This window comes from Flavobacterium sp. GNP011, from assembly GCF_056428925.1.
In genome coordinates this window covers 54,562-69,155 of record NZ_JBWJVJ010000007.1, presented here as the reverse complement: position 1 = coordinate 69,155, position 14,594 = coordinate 54,562, and the positions used below count along the sequence as shown (strand labels likewise).

The window sequence follows — 14,594 nt, the reverse complement described above, 5'->3', positions numbered from 1 at the left end:
AGTTTGTGTAATCGATTGCATTAAAAAATTATAAATCCATAATAATTATGTTTAAAATTTTAAATAAAACTAATATGACAACTGACAATTCCTTGGCTAAACTTTTAACACTTGTCTTTGTTTGTTTTTTTTTAATTGTTGCAAAAGCGCAAACTAATAATCCAAATATCGACAAGGCATGGGTTCAAATGAACAAGGTTATTAAATCTATTAAACCTTTAAAGTTTAAAAATAAAGAATATAATATCTTAGATTTTGGTGCAAAAGCCGACGGAACCTTCAACTGTACCGAGGCGATCAAAAAAGCTGTGGCAACTTGTTCTAAAAATGGTGGTGGTAAAGTAATTGTTCCAAACGGGAAATTCTTCACTGGTCCTATTCATTTAGAAGATAATGTTAATTTACATTTGGAAGACAAAGCCGAAATCTTGTTTAGCACTAATACAAACGATTACTATCCGCTGGTACATACTTCATTTGAAGCAACTGAATTAATGAATTACTCTCCTCTTATCTACGCTTACAAAAAAACAAATATTGCCATAACTGGCAAAGGAACATTGAACGGTCAAGCAGCAAATGACAACTGGTGGTCTTGGTGCGGAAAAGATGAATACGGATGGAAAGAGGGAATGCCAAGTCAGAACGATCCTCTCAATCGATTTCGTTTAGTAGATATGGCCGAAAAAAATATTCCTGTAAACGAAAGAGTTTTTGGCAACAATGGATACTTGAGACCTAATTTTATTCAGTTCTTTGAATGTAAAAACACATTGATTCAAGATGTGACAATAACCAATGCACCTTTTTGGATCATTCATCCTATCAAATCTACTAATGTTGTGGTTGATGGCGTAACCGTAAGAAGTCACGGCCCTAACAATGATGGCTGCGATCCAGAATACTCAAAGAATGTGTGGATTAAAAACTGCATTTTTGATACTGGAGACGATTGTATTGCCATCAAAGCAGGAAGAGATGCCGATGGCAGAAGAGTAGGAATTAAAAGCGAAAACATCATCGTTCAGAATTGTAAAATGTATGATGGGCATGGCGGAGTAACAATAGGTAGTGAAATATCTGCAGGAGTGAGTAACGTATATGTTGAAAATTGCATCATGGATAGTCCCAATTTAGACCGAGCCATACGAATAAAAACAAATGCAAAAAGAGGCGGTTTAATAGAGAATATTCATGTGAGAAATTTACAAGTTGGGCAAGTAAAAGAAGCAGTACTTAGAGTTGATATGTTTTACTCTGTATATAAAGGAGATAATGAAGGTCCTTTTATCCCAAGAGTAGAAAATATCACCTTAGAAAATGTACAAGTAAAAGACGGAGGAAAATATGGTATCCTAGCCAAAGGTTATGCAACATCTCCAGTGAAAAACATTCTCTTTAAAAATGTCACTATAGACAAAGTAGCCAAACCTTTCCAATTAGAACATGTTGAAAATCTTCGTTTTATTGAAACTAAAATCAATGGTGAAGTAATGAAAGAGAACTAGAAAAATAAACCACATAAAATAACTATTAAGACCTAAATTATGAATTTAAACCACTTTTCAAGTACAAAAACACCTCCTTTTTGGTTTCTTTCCTTGTTACTATGTTTGTTCATGAGTACACAAAGTTTCGCTCAAAACATAACTATCAAGGGAATCGTTACTGATAATACTAATCTACCTATTCCCGGAGTCAATGTAATTGAAAAAGGAACTGCCAACTCTAGTTCAAGTGATTTTGATGGAAAATATGTCATCAAAGTATCGAATCCAAATGCCATTTTGGTTTTTAGTTACATTGGATTCGAGAATAAAGAAGTAAAAGCAAATGGTAACACCAGTAATGTTGTCTTAAAATCAGACGAACAAATCTTAAAAGAAGTAGTCGTTATTGGTTATGGAACTTCAAAAAAATCCGATTTGACAGGTTCTGTATCTTCGATATCAGGTGCTGATTTGAGAAAACAACCTATTGCTAACGTAGCAGAAACGTTGACAGGACGAGTTGCCGGGGTACAAATTACCTCCTCAGAGGGTTCCCCTGACGCCGATATTAAAATCAGAATTCGTGGAGGTGGTTCATTAACACAAGACAGTTCTCCGCTAGTCATTGTAGATGGTTTCCCAGTAAACAGCATCAATGATGTTTCACCTTCTGATATCGATAATATTTCTATTCTAAAAGACGCTTCCTCAACAGCAATTTATGGTTCTAGAGGTGCGAATGGTGTAGTGATAATCACTACAAAAAAAGGCAAAAACGGAAAATTAACCGTGAACTACAACACCTTTTATGGCGTAAAAAGCTTGGCCAACAAAATTGACGTATTAAAACCCGAGGATTTTGTAAAACTTCAATATGAATATGCTTTATTAGATGACGATATTCCCTCCTACGAAAAATATTTTGGGCAATGGCAAGATTATGATCAATACCTTGGCATGAAAGGAAATGATTGGCAAGAGCAGATCTACGGTCGATTAGGTGAAGTAAAAAGCCATGATTTAGGTATTCGTGGAGGATCGGAGAAAGTGAATTTCAATTTCAATTATGCTCGTTTTGACGAAAAAGCCATTATGGTAGGTTCAAATTTCAATAGAAATAACGTTTCATTAAGCTTAAACAACAAAGCTAGCGACAAGATAGACCTTTCTTTTACCCTACGTTATTCTGATACCGAAATTATTGGAGGAGGTGTAAATGAACAAAGAGAAGTTTCCTCGGCCGATGCAAGATTACGTCATAGTGTGGGTTACTCTCCTATACCGCTCCCAGGATTAACAACAGATGACACCGATGAAGCTTTGTCGAGTTATTTGGTCAATCCTTTTGTTTCTGTTGCCGATAATGATCGTAAACAAAACAGAACCAATTACAACATGCTGGGCAGTTTTGGTTGGAAAATCATTCCAGATCTTCAATTCAAATCTGATTTTGGTTTAGACAATTATACCTATTCTGATAATCGTTTCTATGGTCGCTCAACATATTATGTAAGTAACATTCCTGCAGCTGAAAATCAAGGTTTACCTTCGGTTATCATCAGTGATCGTAAAGATATACGATTTAGAAATGCCAATACCTTAAATTATGATTTCAAAAAGATCCTAAGTGAAAATCACAAATTAAAAGTGCTAGTTGGAGAAGAAATGATCGATTCTCGTTCCAGTCAAATTGCAAGCACTGTTCATGGTTTTCCGAAGTTTTTTGATTTTAATAGCGCTCAAAACCTTTCCTCACAAGGTAAACCACAATCAGTTATTAATTTTATCAGTCCAGACGACAAGCTACTTTCTTTCTTTGGTCGTGTAAACTATGATTATAAAAATCGTTATTTATTTACCGCAACGTATCGTGCAGATGGTTCTAGCAAATTTCTTGGCGATAATCGTTGGGGGTATTTCCCAGCGGCAGCTTTAGCTTGGAAAATCTCCGAAGAAAGCTTTTTGAAAGATGTAAGTTGGTTGAATGCTCTTAAAGTCAGACTAAGCTATGGTGAAGCTGGAAACAATAATATTCCAACCGGACAAACCGTTCAAAATTTTGAGTCTTCAAACTCTGCTTGGATCAATAATGTAACCAGCTTTTGGTCGGCTTCAAAAATATTAGCCAATCCAGACTTGAAATGGGAAACTACTGTTACTCAAAACGTGGGACTTGATTATGAATTATTCAATGGAAAATTAAGCGGAACATTTGAAATGTACAAAAACATCACTAAAGACCTTTTAATTCGTTTTCCTGTTCCTGGCACTGGCTATGATTTTCAATACCGAAATATGGGTGAAACACAAAACACTGGTTTTGAAGCCTCATTAAATGTTATCGTATTTGAAAAACAAAACTATGGTTTGAATTTTTCTTTCAACATCGGTATCAACAAAAACCGTATTAACTCTCTTGGTGTAATGCAAAACTTTGGCGAGGCCACTAACTGGGCATCTACTGCCATTGGAAATGATTTTGTAGTAAACGTAGGTCAACCCTTAGGACAAATGTATGGCTACAAGAGTGATGGTCGCTATGAAGTTTCGGACTTTGACTATAATGGAACGACTTATACCTTAAAAGCAGGTGTAGCTAATAGTTCTACCGTTGTAGGACCTGTAGTTCCAGGAAGCATGAAATTAAAAGATATTGATGGAGATGGTATTGTAAATGCCAAAGACTTAACCATCATTGGTGACGCCAATCCTAAACACACTGGAGGCATGGTCATCAACGCCAATGCTTACGGCTTTGATCTTTCGGCAGCTTTCAACTGGAGCGTTGGGAATGATATTTATAATGCCAATAAAATTGAATTTACCACTGCTACACCGAACAGTCAATACCGAAACCTAAGTTCCGAAATGGCTGATGGGAAAAGATGGACGAATCTCAATGCAGCTGGTCAATTAGTTACTAACCCTACTGAATTAGCCGCTCTTAACGCAAACACTTCTTTATGGTCACCCATGATGTCTCGTTTTGTGTTGAGTGATTGGGCTATAGAAGACGGTTCATTCTTGAGATTAAATACCCTTTCTTTAGGATACACACTCCCGCAAGATGTTGCTTCAAAAATTGGGGCAACCAAATTTAGAGTATTCGCTACCGCTACCAATGTTTTCGTATGGACTAATTATTCTGGTCTTGATCCTGAGGTTTCCACCAGAAGAAACACTCCTCTTACACCTGGAGTAGATTATTCACCATATCCTAGAAGCAGACAAATAGTTTTTGGTTTAAATCTAAATTTTTAATTTAAATAAGTAGTACAATATGAAAAAGATATTAATTGCAGGAATAATTATAGCTGGCTTGTTTTCTTCTTGTCAAGATATAGGAGATGATTATTTAGAGGCTCCCGCAAAATCTACTTTGGATGAATCTGTAATTTTTTCTAATGCTGGTTTAGCCAAAGGCGCAATTGACGGAATTAAAATTCCTTTTGCCGAAACCAACTCTTACCGAGGACGTTTTTTGCCTTGGTATGGCTTAAATACAGATACTGAATGGTTCAACAGCTCACAAACAGCTGGCGATAATGCGGATTTATGTGTATATGACGCTAAATCAATAAATACCCAAATGAATACTACCAATAATGTTTGGGCAATGATGTATTCTGGAATAGAGAGATCCAATATCTGTATTCGTGGATTGAGAACTTTTGGTAAACCAGAACCAGGTAATGAACTTGGTTATCTTCTAGGGGAAGCCTTAACGCTAAGAGCCATTTATTATGCCGATTTACTAAAAACTTGGGGGGATGTTCCTGCTCGTTTTGAACCTATTAATTCTCAAACGATTTATTTAGCCAAAACAAATCGTGATGAAATTTACAAACAACTAATAAAAGATTTGGGCGAAGCTGCTACCTTAGTACCTTGGCCGAATCAAAGCGTTAATACCACTACTGTAGAAAGAGTAAACAAAGCTTTTGTGAAAGGTCTTAGAGCTAGATTGGCTCTTGCCGCAAGCGGCTTTCAACAGTATCCTGACGGAATAAGAAGGAGTAAAGATGTTGAGCTTTCTGTAGAAAAGATGTACAAACTAGCACTTGAAGAATGCCGTTCAGTAATTAATAGTGGCTCGGCTCGTTTAGAATCTTCTTTCGAAACCTTGTGGAGAAACTACAATCAAGAAAACATTAACGCTGGAGGTGAATCGCTTTGGGAACTTCCTTTTGCAGATGGTAGAGGTAGAATGTTGTTTACATTCGCCGTTAGACATGCAACCAATAATCAATTTCATGCCAATGGTAACAATCGTGGGGGAGCAGCAGGTCCACTTCCTCATGTTTTTTATGACTATGACCAAGCCGATAGCAGAAGAAATGTAACTTGTGTTCCTTATAGATATAGTGCAGCTGTAAACGGAATTGCTAAACAAGAATTAGGAGCATTAGACACTTGGTATTTCGGAAAATACCGTTACGAATGGATGAAACGCTTTGTCACTTCTACCAACGATGATGGTGTAAACAAAATGTACATGCGCTATGCTGAAATCATTTTAATGGCTGCTGAAACAGCTAACGAATTAGAAGGACCTGCAGCAGCAGCACCCTATTTAAAAGAAATTCGTAGAAGAGCTTTTGCATCAGCATTACATGGGCAAAAAGTAGATAATTATGTTAATGCTATCAATTCAAAAACGGCTATGTTCAATGCAATTGTAGAAGAACATAAATTTGAATTTACAGGCGAAATGGAACGCAAGCAAGCATTGATTCGCTGGAATTTATTAAAAACAAAGTTAGACGAAGCAAAATTAAAAATGGCTAACCTAAAAGCCCGTGCTGGGGAATATGCTGATGTACCTAGTACCTTATATTTTAAGCTTGGGATAGACAATGTAACTCTAACTATTTATGGGTTAAACAGAGGTGAAGTAACGAATCCTGGAACAGATTATAGCTCATTTGCTTGGAACAAACTTGACGATGCAAAGCTTAACTCTTTGTACAAAGCAGGTGTTAATCCAGATAACCGACAATTTTGGCCAATATGGCAAGTGTTTATCGATGGAAGCAATGGTAAATTGACTAATGATTATGGCTATTAATCTTCTAAAAATTAAAATAAATAATTTAAGCTATCAATGATCATGAAAACAAAACATACCCTAAAAGTCCTGCTGTCTTTCTTTCTTTTAGCATTAATAACAAGCAGTTGTCAAAGCTATAATGAAGAATTAATTGACAGTCTAATAACAGATCGAGCCTTTTCTCCAATTGGACTAACTGCTAAAGTAAAAAATCAAACAACGGTAGAACTCAACTGGACGACCAATGAAGCTATCGACTATTATACGGTTGAATTTAGTGCCGATGACACCGAATTCAAAACCATTTTCAAGACACTAAAAGTAACCGCCAAAGAACTTCCTGTCCAGGTGGCTCTTGAAGGCGAAACTACCTACTCGATAAGAGTAAAAGGAATCAGCGCAACAGGTCTTGAAGATTCAAAATGGTCCGTAACAACAGCCAAAACATTATCAGAACAGTTATTTATAGCTATAATTGATTCTGAAATTCAGGCAAAACAAGCTACTTTAAGATGGTTAGCCAATAGCAATGTAACTCATATCACAATGAATCCTGGAGCAATACAACGGAACTTAACAGTAGAAGAAAAAACAAAAGGAGTAGCAATAATCACTGGTTTGACTGGTGAGACACAATATGTTGCAGAGTTATTCAACAACACAAAAAAACGCGGAAATACCACCTTCAAAACAGGAATAGATATAGGAAACGGGATACTTATTAAACCCGAAGACAATTTAAATGATAAAATAACCAATGCAGCTTCTGGTGCAATTTTAGTTTTAGCTCCTGGAGATTACAAAGCTTTTTCAGGAACGATTACCATTAACAAACCTATTACTATCAGAGGATTATATAATTTCAATAAACCCTTATTACATGTTAATTTCTTAGTATCAACTGGCGCAACAGATATTACATTGTTGGATTTAGACTTGAGTGGTGACAAGACATTAACAGACGCTATTCGATACAATTCTGCCAATACTACTTATGGGGCATTGTTAATTAGTGGATGTGACATTCATGATTTTGATCGTTCTTTACTAGGAGGTAACGTAGCCAGCGCAAGAGTTCCTTCGATTACCATTGACAACTGTTTAGTAACTAATATAGTTACAAATACAGGTGATTTTATTGATTTTAGAATCACGTATGTGGGAGACTTGACTATTAAAAACAGTACTTTTAATAATTGTTCACCTACTAGAGACTTTGTTCGTATTGATGCTGCAACTGGTCTTTCTGGAACAGGATTAACTACAAGAGTAAATATTGATAGTTGTACTTTATATAATGTATGTAACGCTGTTGGAAATAGAATTCTTTATGTGCGTTTCGTGACTAACGTTTTATCGGTTAGCAATACCCTATTTGTACAAACAACGGCTATATATTCCAATCAGGTTGGAACAACAGTACCAACCTTTTCTAAAAATAATTATTTCAATGCTGCAGCACTTTTCAATAGCGCTGCATCTCCCATAAAATTTGATAATTCTGGGACTCATACCACTTTAGATCCTCAATTTGAAAATGTAGCCACTGGTATTTTCAAACTTAAAAATCAAACCTTAATAGATTCAAAAATTGGTGCTCCACGTTGGCGTTAAACCTAAAAAAAAATAACTTATAATAAACGAGGCATACTTATGGTATGTCTCGTTTATTTTAGATGTAAAACTAATTGAAAATTAAATATTCACTTTCTAACTTAAAACCAAGATGGTTTTTAAATAAAACACAAGTAATGAAATACTTGTTATCGATTACATTTTTTTTTAATATCATTTATCTAATTTTATTTTTTAGAAAGAACGATATATAAAAAGCATTAAAAAATTATATTTTATAAGAATATAATAAAAAATAGCATATTATTTATACTACCTATTTTTTTTGAAGCTTTTTTTTTGTTTATATCCAAAATTAGATTAGTTTTGTGTAATCGATTACATTGTTAATTAAAGTTTTGATTATTACTAGTATTAAGGATTATAAAAAATTTTAAATTAAATATTTTTTATAATTTCATTTAATGTCTAAAACGAAAAAAAATAACCAAACTTTAAAAAATCAAAAAACAAACTAACCAAATTATTGAATTATGAATTTTAGACATTTTGTTAAAAAAGGCTCTGCATGTTATGTTGCCTTTTTCTTTTTACTGAGCTTGTTTATGGTTCAGGAGATGAAGGCTCAGCAACTTTCCTCTGTTACAGGAACTATAACTGATGCTGCTGGATTAACATTACCTGGAGTAAATGTGGTTGAAAAAGGAACACGTAATAGCGCAAGTACTGATTTTTCTGGAAATTTCACTATAAAATTAACAAATGAGAAAGCAGTACTACAAATCAGTTTTGTTGGTTTTGTTTCTCAAGAAGTAAATGTGACAGGTAAGAAAACTATAAAAGTTGCTCTAGTAGAGGAATCACAATCCTTGAAAGAAGTAGTAGTTGTTGGATACGGAACTGTGAAAAAAACAGATTTAACGGGTGCTGTAAATACCTTATCTTCTGCTAAAATTACTGAAAGAAATGTGACCAATCCTCTAGAAGCTATTCAAGGTGGAATTGCAGGAGTTCAAGTAACATCAAACTCAGGTAGGCTAGGAGATGGTTTTAATGTGGTTATTCGTGGAGCAAATTCTATTAACAAAAATGGTTCAGGTCCTTTATTTGTAATTGATGGAGTTCCTAGTGATAATATGGATTTTTTAAATCCACAAGATATTGCACGTATGGATGTGTTGAAAGATGCTTCGTCTGCTGCTATTTATGGTTCTAGAGGTGGAAGCGGTGTTGTAATTGTAACTACTAAAAGTGGTGCTAGTGCTAAAACAGGAATAAACGTATCTTATGAGACGTCTTACGGTAACAAGCAAGTGGCACGTTTACCAGAGTTTATGAGTGGAGAAAAATGGTGGAGCTACCATCAAGCAGCTTTTTTACCTACATCGCTTTCATCAACAGTAACCAACTATGCGAGTATTACACCAGCCATGTTGAGTAGTAATGTTGGCGCTGGTGGTACAAATAATGTTTTATTACAAAGAGTGGCAAGAAACCAAACTTTTGATTGGACGGATGCAGTTTTAAGAGGTGCAATGTCACAAAACAATTATTTAACGGTTTCAGGAAGAGGGGAATCTGGTATGGCTTATAATTTAGCTATTGGACAACAGCGCGAAACAGGAAACGTTCAAAATGAAAGCATAGATAAATACACCTTTAAAGCAGGATTAAATCATCAGGTTAACAGTAAATTTGGTTTAGGAGTAAATTTAACTTTGTCTAAAACAGATGAGCAACTAGGTAGCCCAACCGCTATGCAAGAGGCTTTTAGACAAAATCCATTTTCTTCACCTTGGGCAATTGATGCTGCTGGAAATGAGTTTGTTGGAACATTGGCGTTACAGCCAGGAACTTTGAGATACCCTAACGGTAACTTAGCAATAAATAAAACAGGTTCTATAAATCCATTGCTTGAAATTGAAAATTCTACAGATGAACGTGTGAACTGGGCTACTATAGGTAATGTTTTTGCTGAGTATAAAGCAAATAGCTGGTTAACTTTTAAAACGACATTTTCAGCAGGTAAATTAGATTCAAGACGTGGTAAAGCTTTTGGACCATTGACTAACATAGGAATAGCAAACAGAAACTTACTTTCGGGAGAAATCAATAATGTTGAAAATTTTAATTACACTTGGGATAACCAATTCAATATCAATTATACCCTAAAAAAAGATCATGTTTTCAATTTCTTAGGATTACAAAGTTTGTATAGCAATACAACCGAGACTTCTTTTTTATCATCACGTGAAAACCCATTTGATACTGATTTTTACAATTTAGGATCAGGACCACAAAATACATATGCTATTCGTTCAAATTTTTTCAAGAACACGCTTGAGTCTTATGCTGCAAGGCTAAATTATACGTTCAAAGGAAGGTATTTATTTACGGGTACTATACGAGCTGATGGTTCGTCAGTGTTAGCCAAAGGGAATAAATGGGCAACTTTCCCATCTGTTGCAGTCGGATGGAAAGTAAATGAAGAAAGTTTTTTAAAGGATGTTTCTTTTATAAGTATTTTAAAATTGAGAGCCAGTTTAGGATATACAGGTAATGATAATACACCAGCTTATTCAAGTTTAAATGTACTAAGCAATTCAACTTTTTATGATTTTAATAGCACTACACTTAGCAATGGATTTATTCCTTCAAGTCTAGGAAATCCAGAGCTTACTTGGGAAAGAACAAGAGAAACTAATTTTGGTTTTGATTTTGGATTTTTTAATAATAGAGTATCAGGTAGTGTAGATGTGTATGATAGATTATCAGATGGTTTATTGTTTCAACAAGCGCTTCCCTTAGAAATGGGTATTCCTATTATTACTTCAAATGTAGGATCGATTAGTAACAAAGGTGTTGAGGTTGCTCTTTCTACTAAAAACATTCAAACTAAAAATGTTACTTGGGAGACAAGTTTTACTTTTACCAAAAACGTAAATAAATTGGTTTCTATATATAACCAAAAAGATGTAAGTGACGTAGGAAATAATTTGTTTATTGGTGAAAATATTAATTCGTATTACAACTATGTATTTGATGGCGTTTGGCAAGAGAGCGAAAGAGCTCAGGCAGCTATTTACAATCAATTACCTGGTGAGGCACGTGTAAAGGATTTGAATAATGATGGAAGAATAGATGGTAATAATGATAGAGCGATTTTAGGTAATTTTGATCCAAAATGGACTGGAAGTTTTTCTACTTCATTAAAAGTGCATCAATTTGATTTTGGAATGGCTTTGATAGCAAATCAAGGAATGACAGTGTTTAGTGATTTTCATAATAATTTTGCTGATGTAAATGATCGTGGACGTCAAAAAATAGATCTTCAAGATTGGTATGTACCTGCAAATGGTGCGGGAGTGCCTCAACAATTTTCTAATACGAATCCTTTACCACGTGCAGCGGGTGTATATTATAATAACAATGATGTTGCTTTTTATAAAGATGCTTCGTTTGTTAAAATTCAAAATATGTCTGTAGGTTACAGTTTTGATGACCAATTGTTAGAAAAATTGAAAATTAAATATTTGAGATTGTATGTCAATGTTTTAAATCCATTTGTGTTTACCAATTATGAAGGGTATGATCCTGAGTGGGCTACGGCTGGACTAGCAATTAACCGTGTAGCTTCTACAACTATTCAAATGGGAGTAAGTTTAAAATTTTAAATTAAATCAAAATGAAAAAATTTATAGTAATTATAGGAATTCTAGCTTTATCAATGAATTCTTGTTCTTCATTTATTGAGGAAGACAACAAATCTTTAGGAAACCCAGAAGAGTATTACTTAACCACTCCTGGCTTTGAAGCGTTAGTAAATACTAATTATTTTATGCTCAAAGATATATATGGTGGTAATCCATGGTTATTTGAAGCGGGCACCGATTTATATTCTGAAGGAAGGAACATGGAACCTGATGGATTGAGTAAATACGCTAATTTAGATTCGACATCGGATGGAGTTGACCAGCTTTATAAAACGTGTTATGCCGCAATACAGCAAGCCAATACAGGTTTGTATTTTGCCACATTAACCGCACCAAACACAAATTTAAATGCAAGAGTAGGAGAATTGAAGTTTTTACGTGCTAATGCTTACTTTTTATTAGTTCAAACCTATGGTGGTGTACCACTTGTTTTAGACTATTTTAAAAGTCCAGTTCAATCCTTTGATAGAAATACAGCTGAACAGGTGTACACTCAAATTTTAAAAGATTTAACCGAAGCTTTGCCTGCGGTTGTTACTGGTGGATACACAGGACGTGTTAACCGTCGTGCAGTTCAAAATTTGCTAGCAAAAGTTTATTTAACAAGAGGGTATGAAACTTTTGGAGCTTCAAATGATTTTGCAACAGCTGCATCATTGGCAGACCAAGTTATCAATGGTCAACAGTTAAATGTTTCATTTGATAACGTTGTTCGACCAGGAAATGAAATGAATGCTGAAACTATTTTTTCAGTTCAATTTTCACCACTTGCAAATTCAACAGGAGTTACAACTTTAGGAAATGCTCAAGGCTATTATTTTGGACCTTATTTAGGACCTGCAGCAACAGGGAATCCTTATCCAAACAGAAGTTATACTTTATTACCTACAACCTATGCATTGTCATTATTTGAAAGAGGTGATCGTCGCTGGGAAGGAACTTTTATGACTGAAATTTACACAAGATATTACGCTTTTTATGAGGTAGCTGATAGAACGAATTTAAAAATAACCGATTTTTACGAACCAAGTTGGTTTACACTTGCAGACAGAGCAGCATGGAAAACAGCTAATGCTTCTAGATATCAAAATGCTGCGACTTTTAGATATCATAATTGGGGGACATTTGCATCATCTTCAAATGTAAGTGCAGATTATGCAACGATACCTGTTAGAAAGTTTGATGACCCTATAGCTCCTTATGGATCAGCAACTAGTAATAGAGTAAGTACACGTGATTTTATCATATCTCGTTTGGGAGAAACGTATTTAGTTGCTGCCGAAGCATATTTAAAAGCGGGTAATCCTGCAACAGCTTTACAACGTCTTAACGAAGTAAGAAGAAGAGCTGGAGGAGGTACTGCAGGAGTAATACCAGTGCTTACAACTATTGATATTAATACTATTCTTGATGAAAGAGGTCGCGAATTACTGGGAGAATACCACAGATGGTTTGATTTAAAACGAACAGGAACTTTGGTAGCCAGAACGGTCTTATACAATCCTAAAATTACAAGTGCAGCAGTTTTTAATGGTAAAAATGGGAATCTTAAAATTCTAAGACCAATTCCTCAAACGGTATTAGATTTGAATAGAAGTACAAATTATCCTCAAAATCCAGCTTATTAATAATTTAAAAGTTTAGGTTAAATATTTTTTTTTGAGTTTGTTAAAAAAGGGGTTTGATGTTTGTATCAAGCTCCTTTTTCTCTTACATTTCATCATCATACAAGGAAACCAAAAAATGCGAACGATGTAAAACATTTTCGTTTCATTTTTTTAGATAAAGACAATTATGAAAAACATGAAAATAATAATAGGTCTGTTTTTGTTGAGTTCTACAGCAACAATTGCACAAAAACCATATGCAAATAAAAAGAACTACGCTGAAATCTCTGTAAAAGAAGGCGGCAAATGGGAAGGTCGAAAATACATTGGTGGTACCTTCAAAAATGTTCAAAAATTGAAACTAGCACCAGAACATACAGATCATTCCTTTGATATCCGCTACGAAGGTCCAGGCTGGGAAAGCAACAAAATTGGCTACCGATTGTACCTAGATTGGAGAAATGCCATTGATATTTTCGGAAAAAAAACCGAAGCGATTGTTTTGCCACAAGTCGGACAAGATGGTTTTGACTCCTATCACGAAATGAGTGATTGGGGTGCCGACATCCTTAAAGCGGGAAAAGGAATTGGAATTGGTTCCATAGATCGATATGTTAACAACCAAAGATTGCACTTTTATGAGGTCGATTCTACCTTAGCAAAAGTAGAGAACAAATCCAAATCATCTGGGGTAAAAATCAATTACTACGGTTGGAAAACAGCGGGGGAAAAAATTGATTTTACGTCTAAATTAACGATTAGCCCAAACCAACGTCATACCCAACATACCATTCAAGCCTCTAAAGCAATTAGTGGTATTTGTACAGGAATTGTAAAGCAAAAAAATACGGAAATTTTAAAAAAAGTGAGCCAAAACAAAAAATGGGCTTATCTCGCCACTTATGGCACTCAATCGCTAATTCCGGATCAACTAGGGATGGCCATTTTATACGAAGTTACTAGCATAGAATCAGAAGTTGATGCAGAGTTTGATCATCTTTTAGTTTTCAAACCTTCAACCCAAGCCGTAACCTTTTACTTTTTAGGTGCCTGGGAACAAGAAAAAGACGGTATTAAAAGCAAAGAAGCATTTGTAAAATACTTAGATGAAAAACTCAACGAACTCAACAAAAAAGGTAAAATTTAATAAAAATGGCTA

Annotated in this window: 7 protein-coding genes; all 7 read left to right on the top strand. The window is 34.8% G+C overall.

Annotated elements, in window-relative coordinates:
* The first annotated feature begins 74 nt into the window (after positions 1-74).
* The 7 genes from AC061E_RS08405 (at position 75) to AC061E_RS08375 (ending at position 14,582) form a co-directional block, all read left to right on the top strand.
* On the top strand, positions 75-1,508 hold the full coding sequence (locus AC061E_RS08405) for a glycoside hydrolase family 28 protein (protein ID WP_478285823.1): 1,434 nt from the start codon (positions 75-77) through the stop codon (positions 1,506-1,508).
* A 111-nt stretch (positions 1,509-1,619) separates the two neighbouring features.
* Positions 1,620-4,751, top strand: a complete 3,132-nt coding sequence (locus tag AC061E_RS08400) for a SusC/RagA family TonB-linked outer membrane protein (RefSeq protein WP_478285822.1) — start codon at positions 1,620-1,622, stop codon at positions 4,749-4,751.
* Positions 4,752-4,770: 19 nt separating this feature from the next.
* Positions 4,771-6,558 carry a RagB/SusD family nutrient uptake outer membrane protein gene (locus tag AC061E_RS08395; RefSeq protein WP_478285821.1) on the top strand — a complete coding sequence of 596 codons (1,788 nt, stop codon included), beginning with the start codon at positions 4,771-4,773 and terminating at the stop codon, positions 6,556-6,558.
* Between the two features lie 42 nt (positions 6,559-6,600).
* Complete coding sequence (locus tag AC061E_RS08390; protein ID WP_478285820.1) at positions 6,601-8,154, top strand: DUF4957 domain-containing protein; 1,554 nt, start codon at positions 6,601-6,603, stop codon at positions 8,152-8,154.
* A gap of 494 nt (positions 8,155-8,648) precedes the next feature.
* Positions 8,649-11,789: a SusC/RagA family TonB-linked outer membrane protein gene (locus tag AC061E_RS08385; RefSeq protein ID WP_478285819.1), complete on the top strand. Its 3,141-nt coding sequence runs from the start codon at positions 8,649-8,651 to the stop codon at positions 11,787-11,789.
* A gap of 11 nt (positions 11,790-11,800) precedes the next feature.
* Positions 11,801-13,456: a RagB/SusD family nutrient uptake outer membrane protein gene (locus tag AC061E_RS08380; protein WP_478285818.1), complete on the top strand. Its 1,656-nt coding sequence runs from the start codon at positions 11,801-11,803 to the stop codon at positions 13,454-13,456.
* 175 nt (positions 13,457-13,631) lie between these two features.
* Positions 13,632-14,582, top strand: a complete 951-nt coding sequence (locus tag AC061E_RS08375) for a DUF4861 family protein (RefSeq protein ID WP_478285817.1) — start codon at positions 13,632-13,634, stop codon at positions 14,580-14,582.
* Positions 14,583-14,594 lie beyond the last annotated feature (12 nt).

What these genes read in the sequence shown, in the direction of transcription:
- AC061E_RS08405 (WP_478285823.1), top strand. Translation starts at nt 75, where the DNA reads ATGACAACTGACAATTCCTTGGCTAAACTTTTAACACTTGTCTTTGTT.
- AC061E_RS08400 (WP_478285822.1), top strand. Translation starts at nt 1,620, where the DNA reads ATGAGTACACAAAGTTTCGCTCAAAACATAACTATCAAGGGAATCGTT.
- AC061E_RS08395 (WP_478285821.1), top strand. Translation starts at nt 4,771, where the DNA reads ATGAAAAAGATATTAATTGCAGGAATAATTATAGCTGGCTTGTTTTCT.
- AC061E_RS08390 (WP_478285820.1), top strand. Translation starts at nt 6,601, where the DNA reads ATGAAAACAAAACATACCCTAAAAGTCCTGCTGTCTTTCTTTCTTTTA.
- AC061E_RS08385 (WP_478285819.1), top strand. Translation starts at nt 8,649, where the DNA reads ATGAATTTTAGACATTTTGTTAAAAAAGGCTCTGCATGTTATGTTGCC.
- AC061E_RS08380 (WP_478285818.1), top strand. Translation starts at nt 11,801, where the DNA reads ATGAAAAAATTTATAGTAATTATAGGAATTCTAGCTTTATCAATGAAT.
- AC061E_RS08375 (WP_478285817.1), top strand. Translation starts at nt 13,632, where the DNA reads ATGAAAATAATAATAGGTCTGTTTTTGTTGAGTTCTACAGCAACAATT.